An 18,831-nucleotide genomic window follows, 5' to 3' on the forward strand; every position below is an offset into this window, starting at 1 on the left:
GTATCGGCGCGGCCCGGGGCCACGGCCCGGGGCACCGGCTCACCGCATACCGAGCACGAGCATCGCCAGCACCATGGCCAACGCCACGAGAACGCCCAGCCGCCGCAACATGTCCTGCGTGTCGCGAAGTTCCTTGGGCGGTTCGTTCTCGGGATCGGACCACAGCATGACAACGATGCTGCGGCCGCCGGCGGCCCGGCGCCTGAGTACGCGTACTCAACTTGTCGGGTCCGTGCTGACCAGATCCCCGGCCCTGGCTCGGGACTGGATCCCTAGCCCTGGCTCGGCCAGTACGTGCGGCCCCACGCCGTCGGCCCCGGCTGGGGCAGGCGGCGGGCGGCGAGGCGGGACGGGTCGGCCCAGGAGTCGCGGGGGCGGGGCGCGCCGGACGGCTCGGCGGCCGCCGCCGCGGCGCGCGCCCGGACCACCGCCAGTGCGGCGGCCAACTCCTCCGGGGTCGGATTGCCCCGTACGACCTTGATCGTCATGACGGCTCCAAGGGTTCGAAAACAGGGGACAGGGAACAGGGACTGACCGGGTCCGGCCCGGTCCGCGTCCGGCCGGGGCTACAGGGGGATGTTGCCGTGCTTCTTCGGAGGGAGGCTTTCCCGCTTCGTGCGCAGGGAACGCAGGCCGCGCACGATGTGGGAGCGGGTGTCGGACGGCATGATCACCGCGTCGACGTAGCCGCGCTCGGCTGCCGTGTAGGGGTTGAGGAGCGTGTCCTCGTACTCCTGGATCATGCGGGCGCGCACCTCTTCGCGCTCCTCCTCCGGGGCGGCGGCGATGGCGCGCCGGTGCAGGATGTTCACCGCGCCCTGGGCGCCCATGACGGCGATCTGGGCGGTCGGCCAGGCGAGGTTGAGGTCCGCACCGAGGTGCTTGGAGCCCATGACGTCGTACGCGCCGCCGAAGGCCTTGCGGGTGATGACCGTGATCAGGGGGACGGTCGCTTCCGCGTAGGCGTAGATCAGTTTCGCGCCGCGGCGGATGATGCCGGTGTGCTCCTGGTCGACGCCCGGGAGGAAGCCGGGGACGTCCACGAAGGTGATCACCGGGACGTTGAAGGCGTCGCAGGTGCGGACGAAGCGCGCGGCCTTCTCGGAGGCGTCGATGTCGAGACAGCCCGCGAACTGCATCGGCTGGTTCGCGACGATGCCCACCGGGTGGCCCTCGACCCGGCCGAAGCCGGTGATGATGTTCGGCGCGAACAGCGGCTGCGTCGCGAAGAACTCGGCGTCGTCCAGGACGTGCTCGATCACCGTGTGCATGTCGTACGGCTGGTTCGCGCTGTCCGGCACGACCGTGTCCAGCTCGCGGTCCTCGTCGGTGAGGGAGAGGTCCGCCTCCTCCGGGAACGCCGGGGGCTCGCTGAGGTTGTTGGACGGCAGGTACGACAGCAGCTGCTTGACGTACTCGATGGCGTCCTTCTCGTCGCCCGCCATGTGGTGGGCCACTCCGGAGGTGGCGTTGTGGGTGCGGGCGCCGCCCAGCTCCTCGAAGCCGACGTCCTCCCCGGTGACCGTCTTGATGACGTCCGGGCCGGTGATGAACATGTGCGAGGTCTGGTCGACCATGACCGTGAAGTCGGTGATCGCGGGGGAGTAGACCGCGCCGCCCGCACACGGGCCGACGACCAGGCTGATCTGCGGGATCACCCCGGAGGCGTGGGTGTTGCGGCGGAAGATCTCGCCGTACATGCCGAGCGCGCTGACGCCCTCCTGGATGCGGGCGCCGCCGGAGTCGTTGATGCCGATGACCGGGCAGCCCGTCTTCAGCGCGAAGTCCATCACCTTCATGATCTTCTGGCCGAAGACCTCGCCCAGGGCCCCGCCGAAGACGGTGAAGTCCTGCGAGAACACGGCGACCGGACGGCCGTCCACCGTGCCGTGACCGGTGACGACGCCATCACCGTACGGGCGGTTCTTCTCCAGGCCGAAGTCGGTGGAGCGGTGCCGGGCGAACTCGTCGAACTCCACGAAGGAGCCCTCGTCCATGAGGAGCCCGATCCGCTCACGGGCCGTCAGCTTGCCCTTCGCGTGCTGTTTCTCCACGGCGCGCTCGGAGCCGGCGTGCGTCGCTTCGTGGATGCGGCGCCCCAGATCCGCGAGCTTGCCCGCGGTGGTGTGGATGTCGATCTCGTCGACCGTCTGGCGCTCTTCCAGCTCTTCCGGCTCGGACATCGGGATGCGGCTCCCTGCCTGCTCAGTGGGGGACGTGAGGGTGACGTACTCAGGTACCTGCTCAGGGACGTGCTCACAAGTGGGTATGGCTACTCATCCGTAGCGTAGTGGTGTGCCTGCGGTTCAGCAGTGCGGCGTTGACCACACCTAGGGTGGGTTTCATGACCCCGCGAGATGCATCAGACGCGCACGACAACGGCGGCAAGGGCGACGGTCCGGGCGAAGGTACGGGCGGCGGCCGCTGGTCCGATCTGGAACGGCCGCCCCTCAACGCCACCGCCCTGCGCCGCGCACTGGTGCGGGAGCGCTCGCTGTGGTCCGAGGTGGAGGTGGTGCAGCGCACCGGGTCGACGAACTCCGACCTCGTGGCCCTCGCCGAGGCGGGCAAGGCGGCCGAGGGCGCGGTCCTCGTCGCCGAGGAGCAGAACGCGGCGCGCGGGCGGCTGGACCGCACCTGGAGCGCCCCGGCGCGCTCCGGACTCTTCTTCTCGGTGCTGCTGAAGCCGGCCGAGGTGCCCGTGCACCGCTGGGGCTGGCTGCCGCTGCTGACCGGGGTCGCGGTGGCGACGGGGCTGGCCCGCGCGGCGGGCGTGGACACGGCCCTCAAGTGGCCCAACGACCTGCTGGTGACCCTGGGCGGCGAGGAACGCAAGGCCGGCGGCATCCTCGCCGAGCGCGCGGGCCCGGACGGCGTGGTCGTCGGCATCGGCATCAACGTCACGCTCCGCGAGGACGAACTGCCCGTGCCCACGGCGGGCTCCCTCTCCCTGGCGGGCGCCGCGAACACGGACCGTGACCCGCTGCTGCGGGCCGTCCTCCGTTCCCTGGAGCAGTGGTACGGCACGTGGCGCGACGCCGGCGGCGATCCCGCCCTCAGCGGCCTCCAGGAGACGTACGCGGCGGGCTGCTCCACGCTCGGCCGCACGGTCCGCGCGGAGCTCCCCGGCGACCGCTCGATCGTCGGGGAGGCGGTCGCGGTGGACGGCGACGGCCGGCTGGTTCTGGCCACGGCGGAGGGTGTGCAGGAGCCGGTGGGGGCGGGCGACATCATCCATCTGCGACCCGAGTGACGCAGGGGACGACTGGGTACCCGAAGCGGCCCGGTGAACGCTGGGGACGATCAAGTCGTACGAGTCTGGGGGCCGACCCCGAGCACGGGGCGCCCGACCCGGGGCCGTGACATGAGCGGCTGCTCCGCGGGCCCCCGGACCCCCGGCCGGCAAGGGTTGTCGGCCTTCGGCAGGCGAGTGAGCCAGCGCACACCTGCCGTGCTGTGTTGACCCGGGGGGTAACCCCCGGACCCCCCAGCCGACAAGGGTTGTCGGCCCTCGGCAGGCGAGTGAGCCAGCGCACACCTGCCGTAGAGTTGAGGCCGGTCGATACCTGACCGTGGCAGATCGGAAGGGCAGCAGGCGTGACCGTCGACGACACGGGCTCCGGCACGGGCGCACACCCCGGTCCCGACGCCGATCCGGACCGTACCGTCGGGTCTGCCAGCGACGCTCCGGGTGACCGGGCCGAGCCACGCGGGCGCGGGGACGCGCAGGGCGACGACCCCGTCGAGAACCCCCTGGCACTGCGCCTCGAAGGACTCATCCTCGGCGCCGAGCGCCGGTACACCCCCTTCCAGGCGGCCCGCAGCGCGGGCGTCTCCATGGAGCTGGCCTCCCGCTTCTGGCGCGCCATGGGCTTCGCGGACATTGGCCAGGCCAAGGCCCTCACGGAGGCCGACGTCCTCGCCCTGCGGCGGCTCGCCGGTCTGGTCGAGGCGGGGCTGCTCAGCGAGGCGATGGCGGTGCAGGTGGCCCGCTCGACCGGTCAGACCACGGCCCGGCTGGCCGAATGGCAGATCGACTCCTTCCTGGAGGGCCTGACCGAGCCGCCGGAACCGGGCATGACGCGGACCGAGGTCACGTATCCCCTGGTGGAACTGCTCCTGCCGGAACTGGAGGAGTTCATCGTCTACGTCTGGCGGCGTCAGCTCGCTGCCGCCACCGGCCGGGTCGTGCAGACCGCCGACGACGAGGAGATGGTCGACCGGCGGCTGGCGGTCGGCTTCGCGGACCTGGTCGGTTTCACCCGGCTGACGCGCCGCATGGAGGAAGAGGAGCTGGGCGAGCTCGTCGAGGCCTTCGAGACCACGGCGGCCGACCTGGTGGCCGCGCACGGCGGCCGGCTCATCAAGACCCTGGGCGACGAGGTGCTGTACGCGGCGGACGACGCGGGCATCGCCGCCGAGATAGCGCTCCGGCTCATCGAGACCATGGAGAACGACGAGACGATGCCGGAGCTGCGCGTCGGCATAGCGTTCGGCACGGTGACGACGCGCATGGGCGACGTCTTCGGTACGACGGTGAACCTGGCCTCCCGGCTGACGTCGATCGCGCCCAAGGACACGGTGCTGGTGGACTCCGCGTTCGCCGAGGAGGTCATCCGTACCGGCGACGCCCCCGCCTCCGAGGCGGAGGCCGCCGAGGCCGCGGCCGCCGCCGAGAAGGAGGGCGAGGAGCCGCCGTCCTACCGCTTCGGGCTCCAGCCCATGTGGCAGCGGCCGGTGCGTGGGCTGGGCGTCGTCGAGCCGTGGATGCTCTCGCGCCGGGCGGGCGCGTCCCGCTAGCGCATCAGCCGAGCGGGCCGTCAGCCGAGCGGGCCGCCTCGCCTGCCGTTGCTGCTGCCGCCGCCGTCTCCGGCGAGGCACAGTTTGATGACCGGGAGGCACAGGCCCCGGTCGTCGCGCTGATCCCGTTCGTCCGGGTGGCCCGGCCGGGGAGCCGGAGCGGCGGTGCTCTGCGTGGGCCGGGGCGCGGCGGGTGCGGTGGTCGCCGGGGCCTTGTTGGCGGGCGTCGTGGGGATGCCGGGCGACTGGGCGGGCGGGGCCGTCGGGCCCGGTGACATGGCCCCGGAGGACGGGGTCGCCCCCGTCGTCGTACGGGGGGACGGCCCGCTTCCGACGACGACGTGCGCGGTGGTCGTGCCGGGACCCGCGGACCCGGCCGGGGGCCCCGCGGCCTTCATGGTCGCCGCCGTGTTGGTCGCACCCTCCGAAACCCCGTCGGCGGCGGCCCTCGGCTCCGCCTCCGTGACCCCGGCGCCGCCTCCGCCGACCGACTCGGGCACCAGCCGCACGAAACTGAGTGCTCCCGCCGCCAGGGCGAGCCCGCCCACCGCGAACAGCATCCGTCGTGGACGGGGCTTGCGGTGGCGCCCGCGGGTGGGCCGCGGGTGGGGGTGGAGGGCGTCGGCCTCGGGATCGGCTGTGGTTGCCCCGGTCACCCCGGTCACCCCGGTCACCCTGGTTGCCCTGACTGCCCTGCTCGTCCTCTGCGTCACGGCCGTTCCTCCTCGAAGCGCCCTGCGCCCCCGTTGCGCTGTGCGTGCGCACGCTATGCGCCCCTGCCGGACGCTGGGGCGGGAGTTGGGTGCGGTGTCACTCGAACGGGGTGGCCCATCCGTACTTCCCCGAGGTGGGGCCCGGCTGCGATGATCGGGGCAACGGAAGTTAACCCGCGTTAACCGGAGGGCGTCATGGTGGAGCAAGGGGACGAGCGGCGGTTCGGGGAGCACGTCGTCGTGCGGCGGCACGGCCACGTCGCGGAGCTCGTCCTCGACCGGCCGAAGGCCATGAACGCGGTCTCGACCGGCATGGCCCGATCGATCGTCGGCGCCTGCGAGGCCCTGGCCGCCGACCGGGACGTCCGCGTGGTCGTGTTGACCTCCACCCATGAGCGGGCCTTCTGCGTGGGGGCCGACCTGAAGGAGCGGAACTCGTTCAGCGACGCCGACCTGGTGCGTCAGCGGCCCGTCGCGCGCGCCGCGTACACCGGCGTACTGGAACTGCCCGTGCCCACCGTCGCCGCCGTGCACGGCTTCGCGCTGGGCGGCGGGTTCGAGCTGGCGCTGTCGTGCGACGTGATCGTGGCGGACCGTACGGCCGTGGTGGGGCTGCCCGAGGTGTCCGTGGGCGTGATCCCGGGCGGGGGAGGCACCCAGCTGCTGCCGCGCCGGGTCGGGGCCGCACGCGCCGCCGAGCTGATCTTCACCGCGCGGCGCGTGGAGGCGGTCGAGGCGCGGGAGACGGGGCTGGTCGACCAGCTGGTGGACGAGGGGCAGGACCGTACGGAGGCGCTGGCGCTGGCCGCCCGGATGGCCGCCAACTCGCCCGTCGGTCTGCGCGCCGCCAAGCGTGCGCTGCGCCTCGGGCACGGGCTGGATCTGCGGGCGGGGCTGGAGGTCGAGGACGCGGCGTGGCGGTCGGTCGCGTTCTCGGGGGACCGGGCGGAGGGTGTGGCGGCGTTCAACGAGAAGCGGGCGCCAAAGTGGCCGGGCGAGTAGACGTCATCAGATCGTCACCCAATCCTCCAAAACACCGCAAAACTACCTAGCCTGGAGTGATGGGTGAGGACAAGCGGTTGCGGGCCGTGGTGGCGCTGGCGCAGGCGATGGCGGCCGCGCAGACGCCGCGCGAGTCGTGGCGGGCCGCGGCCGCGGGTGCGTGCCGTGCGCTCGCCGGGAGCTTCGCCGCGCTGTCGGTGTGGGAACGCGACCTGGGCCGGCTGAAGGTGCTCGTGAACGTGGGGAAGAGGGCTCCCGACGAGGAGGAGTTCCCCGATGGCGAGTCCTACCCCGTGCACCAGTTCCCGGAGATCACGGAGTTCCTGCATGAGCGCTGGGCGGGCGGGGTCGGGCCCAGCGCGTGGGTCGAGACCGTCGAGGGCCCGGCCGGGCCCGGTACGGAGGGGTACTGCCACCAGCGCGTCGCCGCCCTGCGCCGGCGCGGCCGGGGCAGCTGCGTGATCGCCCCGGTCGTGCTGCACGGCCGTGCCTGGGGCGAGCTGTACGTGGCGCGTCCGGCGGGCGCGGAGGTGTTCCGTACGCGGGACGCGGAGTTCGCGACCGTGCTCGCGGCCGTCGTCGCGGCCGGGATCGCGCAGTCCGAGCGGCTGGAGGAGGCCCGTCGGCTGGCGTTCACCGACCCGCTGACGGGGCTCGCCAACCGCCGTGCCGTCGACGTCCGGCTCGGTGAGGCGGTGGAGCGGCACAAGGCCGACGGGACGGTCGTCAGCCTGGTGGTCTGCGATCTGAACGGGCTGAAGCGGGTCAACGACACACAGGGCCATGCGGTCGGTGACCGTCTGCTGGAGCGCTTCGGGTCGGTGCTGTCGCTGTGCGGGGCGATACTGCCGGGCATTCTGGCGGCGCGGCTCGGCGGCGACGAGTTCTGTCTGCTGGCGGTGGGCCCCCCGGCGGACGACGTGGTCAAGGTCGCCGGTGAACTCTGCCACCGGGCGGCGGGGCTGGACCTCGGCGAGGGCGTCGCGTGCGGGGTGGCCTCGACGCAGGACCCGATCGGTCCCGTACGGTCGCCGCGCAGGCTGTTCCGCCTGGCGGACGCCGCGCAGTACCGGGCCAAGGCCGAGGGCTCGCTGGGACCGGTGGTGGCCGGCCGGGCGGGTCCGGGCGACCCGGTGGTCCGCCTCGCCGACCGGCCTCCGGCGGCCGACGCGGCGACGGGGGAGCGGCGCCGCATCCGCGGACGCTGAGCGGTCCCGGAACGGTGCAGAGCGGTTCCGGGCCTGTGCCGAGCGGGTTCCGGGCCTGTGCCGAGTGGTCCCGGGCCGGTAAGGAGCTCCTCCCTCATTCGGTCGTGACATTCGGCGATTCAATCCCTACGATCCTGAATATGGATATGCATTCTGTGGACCCGGTGGTGCTCGGGACGTCCGGTGTCACCGCGGCCGACGTCGTCGCCGTGGCGCGTGGCGGCGCCCGGGTCGAGCTCTCCGAGGAGGCCGTGACGGCGCTCGCCGCGGCCCGCGGCGTCGTGGACGCCCTCGCGGCCAAGCCGGACCCCGTCTACGGCGTCTCGACCGGCTTCGGCGCCCTCGCCACCCGGCACATCAGCCAGGAGCTGCGCGGCCGGCTCCAGCGCAACATCGTCCGCTCGCACGCCGCCGGCATGGGTCCGCGCGTGGAGCGCGAGGTGGTCCGGGCGCTGATGTTCCTGCGCCTGAAGACGGTCTGCTCCGGGCACACGGGGGTCAGGCCAGAGGTCGCGCAGACCATGGCGGACGTGCTGAACGCGGGCATCACCCCGGTCGTCCACGAGTACGGCTCGCTGGGCTGCTCCGGCGACCTCGCCCCGCTGTCCCACTGCGCCCTGACACTGATGGGCGAGGGGGAGGCCGAGGGCCCCGACGGTGCCGTACGGCCGGCCGATGAGCTGCTCGCCGCCAACGGCATCGCCCCGGTCGAGCTGCGCGAGAAGGAGGGGCTCGCCCTCCTCAACGGCACGGACGGGATGCTCGGCATGCTGGTCATGGCCCTCGCAGACCTGGAGCTGCTCTACAAGTCCGCGGACGTCACGGCGGCCCTGACCCTGGAGGCCCTGCTCGGCACGGACAAGGTCCTCGCGCCCGAGCTGCACGCCATCCGCCCGCACCCCGGCCAGGCCGCCTCGGCCGCCAACATGCTCGCCGTCCTGAAGGGTTCGGGCCTGACCGGCCACCACCAGGAGGGCGCGCCCCGCGTCCAGGACGCCTACTCGGTGCGCTGCGCGCCGCAGGTCGCGGGCGCCGGCCGCGACACGATGGCCCACGCACGCACGGTGGCCGAGCGGGAGCTGGCGTCGGCGGTGGACAACCCGGTGGTACTGCCCGACGGCCGCGTCGAGTCCAACGGCAACTTCCACGGTGCCCCTGTGGCCTACGTCCTCGACTTCCTCGCCATCGCGGCCGCCGACCTCGCCTCGATCGCGGAGCGCCGTACGGACCGCCTGCTCGACAAGAACCGCAGCCACGGGCTCCCGCCGTTCCTCGCGGACGACGCGGGCGTCGACTCCGGGCTGATGATCGCCCAGTACACGCAGGCCGCCCTGGTCAGCGAGATGAAACGGCTCGCCGTCCCGGCCTCCGCCGACTCCATCCCCTCCTCGGCCATGCAGGAGGACCATGTCTCGATGGGCTGGTCCGCGGCCCGCAAGCTGCGCACGGCCGTCGACAACCTGACCCGTGTGCTCGCCGTCGAGCTGTACGCCGCCACGCGCGCCATCGAACTCCGTGAGGGGCTGACCCCCGCCCCCGCCTCCCGGGCGGTGCTGGAGGCCGTCCGCGAGGCGGGCGTCGAGGGTCCGGGGCCGGACCGCTTCCTCGCCCCCGACCTGGCGGCGGCCGACACCTTCGTCCGGCAGGGCCGCCTGGTCGCGGCGGTGGAGCCGGTGACGGGGCCGCTGGCCTGAGGGCGCTGGCCTGAGGGTGGTGGCTTGAGGGCGGTGGACTCGGGGGCCGTGGGCGCGTGAGGGTGCGCGGCCCCCTTCACGCGCGGATCAGCGGCCGACCCTCCACCCCCGGGTCAGGAGAGCGCCATGCGTTCCCGTCGGACCGAATACGCCACGAACCCCGCGCCCAGGCCGAGGAACACGGTGCCGCCGACGAGGTACGGCGTGGTGTCCACGCCGCCGGTGTCGGCGAGTTGGGTGCCCGGGCCCGTGGACCGGGACGAGTCCGAAGTGGTGACCGCGTCGGTGCCGGAGGTGGTGACCGCGTCGGTGGACGTCTCGGTCGTCGTGTCCGTGTTCATGGACGTCAGCGCTTGCTGCCCTGTCGCGTCCTCTGTTCCGTCCTGGGTCGCCTCCGCGGACGGGACGAACCACAGGGCCGTGAGGAGGGTTCCCGCGGCGGCGGCGGTCAGCAGCGTGCGGCGTGCGGTGGACGACGATCGACGTGCGGCGGACACGAAATATCGATCCCCTTGTGGAGCTGGCGAATTGGCCGTGTGGGGCGATGTTAGTGAAAATCGCGGGTCACGGGAAAGTCACGCGAGCTGTGAGCCTTACGCTCCGCCTATGAGTACTTCTGAGACATCACAGTTCATCCGCCTTCGGGTGGAATTGGTGGTCGAGATCGAGAGCGCCGACGCGCTGACCAAGGCCGCGCTGGACCGTATCGAGGCCGACGTCGACCTGGCGGCGGACGAGCGCGTGCACGCCGAGAGCGCGGTGACGCAGGACACATCGGAGGCCCTCTCCTACCTCGTCGACCCGTTCGACCTGGTCAGTGAGGTGCCCGGGGTCGATCTGGCCCAGGCCTCCTGGAGCAGTGAGCACATCGACTACGACCCGGACTCGCCTGACTGGGACCTGGACGAGGATGATGTCGCCGAGGACGAAGAGGACGACCGGGTCCGCTGACCCGCGCGGGGTGAGAATCACAGCCCCGGGCGGCAACCGCGGCCCGGGGTTCTGTCGTCTCATGACGCGCACTGACCACCTGTCGTCGAACTCCCGTTGTCCGCCCGGAAGGCGGGAGTTCGGCAACAGGGTCCCAGCGCCAGACAGTCGGCCGGAGCGGACCGAAAGTGGCGTGCCCCACACATCCTCGGGATGTGGAACGGGAAGAACCGGTCGTGGCGTTTAAGTTCCTACGGGGATTCTCTGGGCTTTGGGGATTCGGCAACGATGGAGAAGCGTGTGATGACGAACAGTAAGCGGCGCAAGGGCCTCGCGGTCGCGTCCGCACTGCTCGGCGGGGTGCTGGTGCTCTCTGCGTGCAGCGGAGGCGACGACAGCAAGGCGTCGGACTCCGGCAACGGTGACACTTCGCAGGCCAAGGCCGACGAGGCGGCGGCCAAGAAGACCTCCGTCGCCGAAATCAAGATCACGCCGAAGGACGGCTCCGACAACGCGTCCATCAACAGCGCCGCCAAGGTCACCGTGGCCAAGGGCACGCTCACGTCCGTCGAGATGAAGACCGAGGACGGCACCGCCGTCGCCGGCGAGATATCCGCGGACAAGAAGAGCTGGGCGCCGACCGGTCAGCTGGAGCGGGCGACCCAGTACAAGATCACGGCGACCGCCGAGGACTCCGAGGGCCGCGCGGCCCACGAGAACGCCACGTTCACCACCGTCTCACCGGACAACAGCTTCCTCGGCTACTTCACGCCGGAGGACGGCTCCACGGTCGGCGTCGGCATGCCCGTCTCGATCAACTTCGACAAGGCGATCACGGACAAGGCCGCCGTGCAGAAGGGGATCACCGTCTCCTCCAGCTCCGGACAGGAGGTCGTCGGCCACTGGTTCAGCCCGAACCGGCTCGACTTCCGGCCCGAGGAGTACTGGAAGGGGGGCTCGACCGTCACGCTGAAGCTCGCGCTCGACGGCGTCGAGGGCGCCGACGGTGTGTACGGCGTGCAGCAGAAGACGGTCACCTTCAAGATCGGCCGCAACCAGGTCTCGGTCGTCGACGCCCAGTCCAAGCAGATGAAGGTCACGCAGGACGGCAAGGTCATCAAGACCATCCCGATCTCCGCCGGTTCGCCCGAGAACAAGACGTACGAGGGCCAGATGGTGATCTCCGAGCAGTTCAAGGAGACCCGGATGAACGGCGCTACGGTCGGTTTCACGGACGACGACGGCAAGGGCGAGTACGACATCAAGGACGTGCCGCACGCCCAGCGCCTGTCGACGTCCGGCACCTTCATCCACGGCAACTACTGGGGCGCCAAGTCGATCTTCGGCAGCGTGAACACCAGCCACGGGTGCATCGGTCTCTCGGACACCAAGGGCGCCAACGACCCGAACACACCGGGTGCCTGGTTCTTCAAGAACTCGATGGTCGGTGACGTCGTCGTGGTCGAGAACACCGGCGACGCCACGATCAAGCCCGACAACGGCCTGAACGGCTGGAACATGGACTGGGCTTCGTGGAAGGCGGGTTCGGCGGTCTGAGTCCCACGCTCCGGCGAGGCTGACCATCTGAACATCTGACCTTCCCGAACTTCCTGAACTTCCTGAACTTCCTGACGACGGCGGCACGGGCCCTGGGGGCCGTGCCGCCGTCGTTGTCGTTTTCGTCGTTGTCGTCGGGTCCGGGCCGGGCACGGGCTTCTCATCCAGCTCTTATGGCGGGCTTATTCGTTCATCACGGGGCGTCCCTAGCTTGCCGCCATGTTCTTCACCTACTTGAGGCGCGAACTGCGCCGCCGTAGAAAGGCGGCCCTCGTGGTCGCCTCCGGGCTCGCGTTGGGTATCGCCCTCGTCATCGTGGTCAGCTCCGTGTCCTCCGGCATGGAGAAGGCGCAGGGCAAGGTCCTCCAGTCGCTGTACGGGCTCGGCACGGACATGACCGTCACGAAGGCCGCTGAGGCCCAGTCAGGACAGAACCAGGGCCCCAGGTTCGAGTTCGACGCGCGGAACGACGACTCCGACGAGGAGCAGAGCAGCGACCGGGTGATGGTCCGGGGCTTCCAGACCCTGGCCGCGGACACCGTGAGCAAGGTCGGTGCGCAGCAGGGGGTCTCCGGCGCCGTCGGAGGGCTCAGCCTGCAGGTCCTCAAGGTGAGCGGGGAGTTCCGGCAGGGTGAGTTCCAGCAGGAGCCGGGCCAGGGACAGTACGGCGGCGGGCAGCCCGGCGGCGACCGGGGCGGGGAGCCCCAGGGCCGCGTCCAGGGCGGTGGTGCCGACTTCCAGGTCGACAACTACTCCGTGTACGGCACGGACGTCACCAAGCCGGCTCTCGGCCCGCTGACCTCCTCGAAGATCACCAGCGGTCGTACGTTCAAGACCTCCGAGACCGACGCCGAGGTGGTCGTCGCCGACACGTCGTACGCCAAGGAGAAGAAGCTCGCCGTCGGTGACACCGTCACCATCAAGGGCACCAAGTTCGAGGTCATCGGCATCGCGACCCCCGACAGCGGGGACGCCGCCGCCAACCTCTACATCCCGCTGAAACAGGCCCAGACCCTGAGCGACTCCAAGGACGAGGTCACCACGATCTACGTCAAGGCCTCGGACTCGCAGCAGATCGACTCCGTCAAGTCGAGCATCCAGGAGAACATCCCGGGAACGACGGTCACCACCTCCGCCGATCTCGCCGACACCGTCTCCGGTTCCCTGTCCACGGCCTCCGACCTCGCTGCCAACGTGGGCAAGTGGCTGTCCCTCGCGGTGCTGGTGGCCGCGTTCCTCGTGGCCGGACTGCTCACCTCCGCGGCCGTCTCCCGCCGCGTACGGGAGTTCGGGACCCTCAAGGCGCTGGGCTGGACGTCCGGCCGGGTGACCCGGCAGGTCGTCGGTGAGGCCGTCGTCAACGGGCTCGTCGGCGGGGCGCTGGGCATCGCGCTCGGCCTGCTGGGCGCGTACGTCGTGACCGCGATCAGCCCCACCCTTGAGGCGCAGGTGGGTGCCTCCGGTGGTGGGACGGCCGGTCCGGGCGGCGGTCCCGGTGGCGGCGGTCCCGGCGGCATGGGCGGCGGCTTCCGGCGGCAGGCGGCCACCGAGGCCCTCAAGGTCGCGCTGACCGCACCGGTCAGCCTCTCCACCATCGCCCTCGCGGTCGGCCTCGCCGTCACGGGTGGTCTCGTCGCGGGCGCCTTCGGCGGCTGGCGTGCCTCCCGGCTGCGCCCCGCCGACGCCCTGCGCCGTGTCGAGTAGCCGACGCCCATCCCCCTCACGTATCCCAGGAGTTGCACGATGTACGAACTCAGAGGCGTCACCAAGCGCTACACGCGCGGCAAGGACACCGTCCACGCGCTGGACGGCGTCGACCTCACCATCGGGGACGGGGACCGCCTCGTCATCCAGGGCCCCACGGGCGGCGGCAAGTCCACGCTCCTCCAGATGCTCGGCGGGCTCGACAAGCCCACCGGGGGCAGTGTCGAACTCGACGGCACGGACCTGGCGAAACTGTCCGAGGCCAAGCTCACCAGGGTGCGCAGCGAGAACATCGGATTCGTCTTCCAGAGCTTCAATCTGATTCCTACGCTCACGGCCCAGGAGAACGTCGAGACCGCGCTCGTCCCGCTCGGCGTGAAGACGGGGGAGCGGCGTGAACGGGCAGCTCAGGCGTTGGAGTCGGTCGGGCTCGGCGAGCGGCTCAGGCATCTGCCCTCGGAGATGTCCGGCGGACAGCAGCAACGCGTGGCCATCGCGCGGGCGCTGGTCAAACGTCCGAAGGTGCTGCTCGCCGACGAACCCACCGGCAACCTCGACGAGTCCATGCGCGACGAGATCATGGACGTCCTGGAGCGCCTGTGGAAGGAGCACGGGCTCACCTTCGTCATGGTCACCCACGACTCGTCGATCGCGAAGAAGGCGCCACGCCTCGTGACGATCCGCAAGGGAAGGGTCACGGTGACGGAGCGCGATGCTCGGGGCGCTTTGTCGTAAGTGTCTGGCGGGTTGATTCGTCTTCCGGGCGTGGCCGTTCAATTCCAGCCGTAAGTGGAAGTAAACCGTCAACTGTTAACAACCGCCTCACTATTGAGCGTGCGTCAACCCCTCGGCATACTGCGTATTCCGGGGGGTGTACGCGCATGCGTGTACGAGGTGTCCCCTGGCTGGGCGAACGGTTGCTTCGCCCGGACCTCAGCTCCAGGGGGAGAATTGCGCAGACAAATGAAGAGAGCGAACGCGACCGCGATCGCCATGGCTGCGGCCGTGGCCCTGACGGCGGGTATGACCAGCCCGGCGTCCGCGGCGCCCGAACTCGCGACCGGCTCGAAGGCGGCCGACTTCGCGGCCAAGCAGCGCATCACACTGATCACCGGTGACCGCGTCGTGGTCGACGCCAAGGGCCGCCCCGTCGGCTTCGAGCGCGCGGAGGGCCGCGACGGGATACCCGTCCAGATACGCAAGGCCGACGGTCACACCCTCGTGATACCGGCCGACGCGGCCCGCCTGATAGCCGGCGGCAAGCTGGACCAGCGGCTGTTCGACATCACCGAGTTGAACAAGTCCGCGACCCGCAAGGCCCAGAAGAAGGGCCTGAAGCTCATCGTCGGTTACAAGGGAGCCGCCACGGGGGCCCGCGCCGACGTCCGCGACGCCGGTGACACCACCGTCCGCCGCACCCTCAGGACCCTGAACGCGGACGCGGTTCTCACGCCGAAGGACGACGCGGCCAAGCTGTGGAACGCGGTGACCGACACTGACGGCACCACCGCCTCCGGCATCGCCAACGTCTGGCTCGACGGCGTCCGCAAGGCCAGCCTCGACAAGTCCGTGCCCCAGATCGGCGCCCCCAAGGCATGGGCGGCCGGTTACGACGGCAAGGGCACCAAGATCGCCGTCCTGGACACCGGCGTGGACACCACCCACCCGGACCTCAAGGACCAGGTGATCGAGTCCAAGAACTTCACCTCGGCCGCGGACGCGAGCGACAAGTACGGCCACGGCACCCACGTCGCCTCGATCGCGGCGGGCACGGGCGCCAAGTCCGGCGGGAAGTTCAAGGGCGTCGCCCCGGGCGCGAAGATCCTCAACGGCAAGGTCCTCGACGACACCGGCTCCGGTGACGACTCCGGCATCATCGCGGGCATGGAGTGGGCCGTTGCACAGGGCGCCGACGTCATCAACTTGAGCCTGGGCGGCGGCGACACACCCGAGGTCGACCCGATGGAAGCGGAGATCAACAAGCTTTCCGCCGAGAAGGGCGTCCTCTTCGCGGTCGCGGCCGGTAACTCCGGCGAGTTGGGCGAGCAGACCGTCGGCTCTCCCGGCACGGCGGCCGCCGCGCTCACCGTCGGCGCCGTCGACGACAACGACAAGCTGGCGGACTTCTCCAGCACCGGTCCCGGCCTCGACGGCCAGATCAAGCCGGACGTGACCGCGCCGGGCGTGGACATCACGGCCGCCTCGGCCAAGGGCAGCGTCATCGAGCAGGAGGTCGGGGAGAACCCGCCCGGCTACCTGACGATTTCCGGTACGTCCATGGCGACCCCGCACGTGGCGGGCGCGGCGGCCATCCTGAAGCAGCAGCACCCGGACTGGACGTACGCCGAGCTCAAGGGCGCCCTCACCGGGTCGACCAAGGGCGGCGCGTACACGGCGTTCCAGCAGGGTTCGGGCCGGATCCAGGTGGACAAGGCCATCAAGCAGACCGTGTTCGCCGACCCGGTGTCGGTGACGTTCGGTACGCAGCAGTGGCCGCACACCGACGACACGCCGGTCACCAAGCCGGTGACGTACAAGAACACCGGCAAGGACGACGTCACCCTCGACCTGACCGTGGCGGGCACCAACCCCAAGGGCCAGGCCGCTCCCACGGGTTTCTTCACCCTCGCCGCGAAGACCGTGAAGGTCCCGGCGGGCGGCACGGCCTCCGTCGACCTGACGGTCAACACCAAGCTGGGCGGCACCGTGGACGGCGCCTACTCGGCGTTCGTGACGGCCACGGGCGGCGGCCAGACCGTGCGCGCCGCCGCCGCTGTGCAGCGCGAGGTGGAGTCGTACACCGTCACGCTCAAGGCGATCGACCGTGACGGCAAGCCCGCCGTGAACTACAACATCAACCTGGCGGGCGTCTCCGGCCTCGCCACGGAGAAGTGGTTCTCCCCGTACGACGCCTCCGGCACCGTCAAGGTCCGTGTGCCCAAGGGTGGTTACATCCTCAACTCCTCGCTCTTCGTGGACCCGGAGGACTTCACCAAGGGCGCCGACTGGCTGGCCCAGCCGAAGCTGTCCGTCACCAAGGACACCACGATCACGCTGGACGCCCGCAAGGCCAAGCCGGTCGACATCACGGTGCCCGAGGCGGCCGCCGAGTCCCAGTTCGCGTCGGCCGACTACACGGTGGACGTGCCGGACGGCAGCTACTCGTTCGGCTGGTGGCTGGACTCCTACCAGGGCTTCCGCAGCGCTCACGTCGGTCCGCAGATCACCGACGGTTCGGTGTACCAGCAGTGGGACGGGCACTGGACCAAGGGCACCAGCACCGAGTACGACGCCGTCACCGGCGCCAAGGTCAAGCAGCTCGCCACCGGCTACACAAAGCACTGGAAGAAGAGCGAGCTGTCCACGGTGAAGGTCAACCTGGGCGCCTCCAGCAGCGACAAGAAGGGCTCCGTCACGGCGTGGGGCTACCTGCCCGACAGCTCCGGCGCCTCCGCCATCGGCATCGAGCAGAAGCTGCCCGGCACCCGGACGCTGTACCTGTCCGCCACGGGTGGCGTGAAGTGGGGCCTCGACTTCGAGCAGACCGCCGGGGCCGACGAGGACGGCTGGCCGATCGTCGACGCGAGCTACACGCTCGGTGCCGAGCAGACGTTCAAGGCGGGCCAGACCTACGAGAAGACGTTCAACACCGGCGTCTTCGGCCCCCGGATCGGCGGCTTTTACGGCATCACCCGCGACGGCAACACCGTCAGGGGCTTCCTGCCGATGTTCGCCGACGGCAAGACCCACGCCGGCGGGTCGCTCTACACCTCGGTGAAGTCGACGCTGTACCGCAACGGCACGAAGATCGTCGAGAACGACGACGCGCTGGAGGGCGGGGGCGAGTTCAAGGTCCCGGCCGGCGAGGCCACGTACAAGTTGACCACGTCCATCAAGCGGTCCGTGAAGGTGGCCGCGGCCTCCACCCGGGTCGACACGAGCTGGGAGTTCAAGTCCAAGAAGACCAGCTCCCAGGCGAAGCTCCCGGTCTCGACGGCCCGCTTCGGCGCGCCCCTCGACCTCTGGAGCCGCGCTCCGGAGAACAAGAAGGTCAGCTTCCCGGTCACCGTCCAGGGCGCGGCCGCGGGCAGCAACCTCAAGTCGCTGGCCGTGTACGTGTCGTACGACTACGGCCAGAAGTGGACCAAGCTCACCGTCAAGGACGGCAAGATCACCGTCAAGAACCCGGCGAAGGGCAAGGGCATCTCGTTCCACGCCAAGATCGCCGACAAGAAGGGCAACAAGTCGACGGTGTCGGTCTACAACGCCTACTACGGCAAGTGACCTCGCACTGATGGTTGTCGAATGGGCCGTCGGCGAACAGGACGGCGGCCCGTTCGACGTAGCCCAAGTCCGGCTGGAGAGGCCTGTCCGCGGAGTGCATGTAGCCGTGAGGCAGACGTCCACCCGAGGAGAACTCATGGCACAGACCCTCACGAGAGTCGTCCTGTACGTCATCGCCGCGATCGTCGCCATCGGCATCGTAGGGGGCATCCTCTGGAGCCGCCTGTAGTAGGTGTCGCGTTCCCGCAGCTTGGCCCCGGCCCCGCTTCCTGGTGAAGCAGGGCCGGGGCCACACGCTTACCGTGAACCGCGCCAGGGTGTGACGGACTCCTGATCCGGTGCCGTCAACTCGAACCAAACGGTCTTGCGGTCTGCCCCCGCCTCCACGCCCCACCGCCGGGCGCACGCACCGAGGAGGGCGAGACCGCGGCCGGATTCGTCGGTGGTGGCGGCATGCAGGAGCACGGGCAGTGCGCGCGGATCGGGGTCCGTGACCTCGACGCGGGTGCCGCCGGTGTCCGTGGACAGGACGCGGACGGTCACCGGGGTTCCCTCGCCGACGTGATCGATGACGTTCGTCACCAACTCGCTGACGCAGAGGCGGACGTCGAAGCTGTGGTGACGGAGATGGTGGCGTAGTTCCGGGACGGACTTCGGGACCGCGAGCAGGCTGAGTTCGAACGTCACTGCCCGGCCGCCTTCCGGAGTGCGGCGGCGAGTGCGCGGGCCGTGGCGGTGTTGCAGTTCCCGAGCGTGATGAGACCGGCGGGTGGCGCGTACGTGCCGGCGAAGGTCGGGAGGTCCACGCGGAGCGAGGGAAGCGTGATGCCGTGAAGGGCGAGGGCCGCGCGGAGTTCCTCCACGCAACGGGACATGTCGTCGGGCATGAGTGACGCCTTTGCTGGTTGCGCTCTGTGATGAATCACTCACACTGTGGCG

17 protein-coding genes are annotated in these 18,831 nt (G+C 70.5%); 10 read left to right on the forward strand and 7 right to left on the reverse strand.

Features of this window, described 5'->3' with window-relative positions:
- Positions 1-39: 39 nt before the first annotated feature.
- From mmpB to E0500_RS14520, 3 genes are all read right to left on the reverse strand, one after another.
- Positions 40-168, reverse strand: coding sequence for a morphogenic membrane protein MmpB (gene mmpB, locus E0500_RS43825; protein WP_131570656.1), 129 nt, complete (start codon positions 166-168; stop codon positions 40-42).
- A gap of 104 nt (positions 169-272) precedes the next feature.
- Positions 273-488 (reverse strand): acyl-CoA carboxylase subunit epsilon, encoded by a 216-nt coding sequence (locus E0500_RS14515; protein ID WP_131570658.1) that lies wholly within the window; start codon positions 486-488, stop codon positions 273-275.
- A gap of 78 nt (positions 489-566) precedes the next feature.
- Positions 567-2,183 (reverse strand): acyl-CoA carboxylase subunit beta, encoded by a 1,617-nt coding sequence (locus E0500_RS14520; RefSeq protein WP_131570660.1) that lies wholly within the window; start codon positions 2,181-2,183, stop codon positions 567-569.
- Between the two features lie 161 nt (positions 2,184-2,344).
- Between E0500_RS14520 and E0500_RS14525 the strand changes: the two genes are divergently transcribed.
- Entirely contained in the window at positions 2,345-3,253 is a 909-nt protein-coding gene (locus tag E0500_RS14525; RefSeq protein WP_131570662.1) for a biotin--[acetyl-CoA-carboxylase] ligase, read from the forward strand.
- A gap of 344 nt (positions 3,254-3,597) precedes the next feature.
- The gene (locus E0500_RS14530) at positions 3,598-4,800 is read left to right on the forward strand and encodes an adenylate/guanylate cyclase domain-containing protein (protein WP_131570663.1); all 1,203 of its coding nucleotides are present in this window, start codon (positions 3,598-3,600) and stop codon (positions 4,798-4,800) included.
- Positions 4,801-4,820: 20 nt separating this feature from the next.
- On the opposite strand, the gene E0500_RS14535 is transcribed toward E0500_RS14530, so the two are convergent.
- Positions 4,821-5,513: a hypothetical protein gene (locus E0500_RS14535; protein ID WP_181586999.1), complete on the reverse strand. Its 693-nt coding sequence runs from the start codon at positions 5,511-5,513 to the stop codon at positions 4,821-4,823.
- Between the two features lie 195 nt (positions 5,514-5,708).
- On the opposite strand from E0500_RS14535, the gene E0500_RS14540 reads away from it, so the two are divergent.
- The 3 genes from E0500_RS14540 (at position 5,709) to hutH (ending at position 9,417) form a co-directional block, all read left to right on the forward strand.
- The gene (locus tag E0500_RS14540) at positions 5,709-6,515 is read left to right on the forward strand and encodes an enoyl-CoA hydratase/isomerase family protein (protein WP_131563210.1); all 807 of its coding nucleotides are present in this window, start codon (positions 5,709-5,711) and stop codon (positions 6,513-6,515) included.
- A 59-nt stretch (positions 6,516-6,574) separates the two neighbouring features.
- On the forward strand, positions 6,575-7,723 hold the full coding sequence (locus E0500_RS14545) for a GGDEF domain-containing protein (protein ID WP_131563211.1): 1,149 nt from the start codon (positions 6,575-6,577) through the stop codon (positions 7,721-7,723).
- A 140-nt stretch (positions 7,724-7,863) separates the two neighbouring features.
- Positions 7,864-9,417 (forward strand): histidine ammonia-lyase, encoded by a 1,554-nt coding sequence (hutH, locus tag E0500_RS14550; RefSeq protein WP_165934980.1) that lies wholly within the window; start codon positions 7,864-7,866, stop codon positions 9,415-9,417.
- A 113-nt stretch (positions 9,418-9,530) separates the two neighbouring features.
- On the opposite strand, the gene E0500_RS14555 is transcribed toward hutH, so the two are convergent.
- Positions 9,531-9,914 (reverse strand): hypothetical protein, encoded by a 384-nt coding sequence (locus tag E0500_RS14555; RefSeq protein WP_131563212.1) that lies wholly within the window; start codon positions 9,912-9,914, stop codon positions 9,531-9,533.
- A 109-nt stretch (positions 9,915-10,023) separates the two neighbouring features.
- On the opposite strand from E0500_RS14555, the gene E0500_RS14560 reads away from it, so the two are divergent.
- The 5 genes from E0500_RS14560 (at position 10,024) to E0500_RS14580 (ending at position 17,892) form a co-directional block, all read left to right on the forward strand.
- A complete protein-coding gene (locus E0500_RS14560; RefSeq protein WP_131563213.1) occupies positions 10,024-10,368 on the forward strand; it encodes a hypothetical protein in 345 nt (114 codons plus the stop codon).
- A 282-nt stretch (positions 10,369-10,650) separates the two neighbouring features.
- Positions 10,651-11,904 carry an Ig-like domain-containing protein gene (locus tag E0500_RS14565; protein WP_131563214.1) on the forward strand — a complete coding sequence of 418 codons (1,254 nt, stop codon included), beginning with the start codon at positions 10,651-10,653 and terminating at the stop codon, positions 11,902-11,904.
- 219 nt (positions 11,905-12,123) lie between these two features.
- Positions 12,124-13,608 (forward strand): ABC transporter permease, encoded by a 1,485-nt coding sequence (locus E0500_RS14570; RefSeq protein WP_131563215.1) that lies wholly within the window; start codon positions 12,124-12,126, stop codon positions 13,606-13,608.
- A 39-nt stretch (positions 13,609-13,647) separates the two neighbouring features.
- A complete protein-coding gene (locus E0500_RS14575; RefSeq protein WP_131563216.1) occupies positions 13,648-14,343 on the forward strand; it encodes an ABC transporter ATP-binding protein in 696 nt (231 codons plus the stop codon).
- 228 nt (positions 14,344-14,571) lie between these two features.
- Positions 14,572-17,892, forward strand: coding sequence for a S8 family peptidase (locus E0500_RS14580; protein WP_131563217.1), 3,321 nt, complete (start codon positions 14,572-14,574; stop codon positions 17,890-17,892).
- Positions 17,893-18,189: 297 nt separating this feature from the next.
- Here E0500_RS14580 and E0500_RS14585 read toward each other — a convergent pair whose 3' ends face one another.
- Entirely contained in the window at positions 18,190-18,579 is a 390-nt protein-coding gene (locus tag E0500_RS14585) for an ATP-binding protein (RefSeq protein WP_131563218.1), read from the reverse strand.
- On the reverse strand, positions 18,576-18,779 hold the full coding sequence (locus E0500_RS14590; RefSeq protein ID WP_131563219.1) for a hypothetical protein: 204 nt from the start codon (positions 18,777-18,779) through the stop codon (positions 18,576-18,578). The genes E0500_RS14585 and E0500_RS14590 overlap by 4 nt, the downstream gene beginning before the upstream one ends.
- Between the last annotated feature and the right edge of the window lie 52 nt (positions 18,780-18,831).

It is taken from the genome of Streptomyces sp. KM273126 (assembly GCF_004337435.2).
GTDB classification, from domain to species: domain Bacteria; phylum Actinomycetota; class Actinomycetes; order Streptomycetales; family Streptomycetaceae; genus Streptomyces; species Streptomyces acidicola.

What these genes read in the sequence shown, in the direction of transcription:
- mmpB (WP_131570656.1), bottom strand. Translation starts at nt 168, where the DNA reads ATGCTGTGGTCCGATCCCGAGAACGAACCGCCCAAGGAACTTCGCGAC.
- E0500_RS14515 (WP_131570658.1), bottom strand. Translation starts at nt 488, where the DNA reads ATGACGATCAAGGTCGTACGGGGCAATCCGACCCCGGAGGAGTTGGCC.
- E0500_RS14520 (WP_131570660.1), bottom strand. Translation starts at nt 2,183, where the DNA reads ATGTCCGAGCCGGAAGAGCTGGAAGAGCGCCAGACGGTCGACGAGATC.
- E0500_RS14525 (WP_131570662.1), top strand. Translation starts at nt 2,345, where the DNA reads ATGACCCCGCGAGATGCATCAGACGCGCACGACAACGGCGGCAAGGGC.
- E0500_RS14540 (WP_131563210.1), top strand. Translation starts at nt 5,709, where the DNA reads ATGGTGGAGCAAGGGGACGAGCGGCGGTTCGGGGAGCACGTCGTCGTG.
- E0500_RS14545 (WP_131563211.1), top strand. Translation starts at nt 6,575, where the DNA reads ATGGGTGAGGACAAGCGGTTGCGGGCCGTGGTGGCGCTGGCGCAGGCG.
- hutH (WP_165934980.1), top strand. Translation starts at nt 7,864, where the DNA reads ATGGATATGCATTCTGTGGACCCGGTGGTGCTCGGGACGTCCGGTGTC.
- E0500_RS14560 (WP_131563213.1), top strand. Translation starts at nt 10,024, where the DNA reads ATGAGTACTTCTGAGACATCACAGTTCATCCGCCTTCGGGTGGAATTG.
- E0500_RS14565 (WP_131563214.1), top strand. Translation starts at nt 10,651, where the DNA reads ATGACGAACAGTAAGCGGCGCAAGGGCCTCGCGGTCGCGTCCGCACTG.
- E0500_RS14570 (WP_131563215.1), top strand. Translation starts at nt 12,124, where the DNA reads ATGTTCTTCACCTACTTGAGGCGCGAACTGCGCCGCCGTAGAAAGGCG.
- E0500_RS14575 (WP_131563216.1), top strand. Translation starts at nt 13,648, where the DNA reads ATGTACGAACTCAGAGGCGTCACCAAGCGCTACACGCGCGGCAAGGAC.
- E0500_RS14580 (WP_131563217.1), top strand. Translation starts at nt 14,572, where the DNA reads ATGAAGAGAGCGAACGCGACCGCGATCGCCATGGCTGCGGCCGTGGCC.
- E0500_RS14590 (WP_131563219.1), bottom strand. Translation starts at nt 18,779, where the DNA reads ATGCCCGACGACATGTCCCGTTGCGTGGAGGAACTCCGCGCGGCCCTC.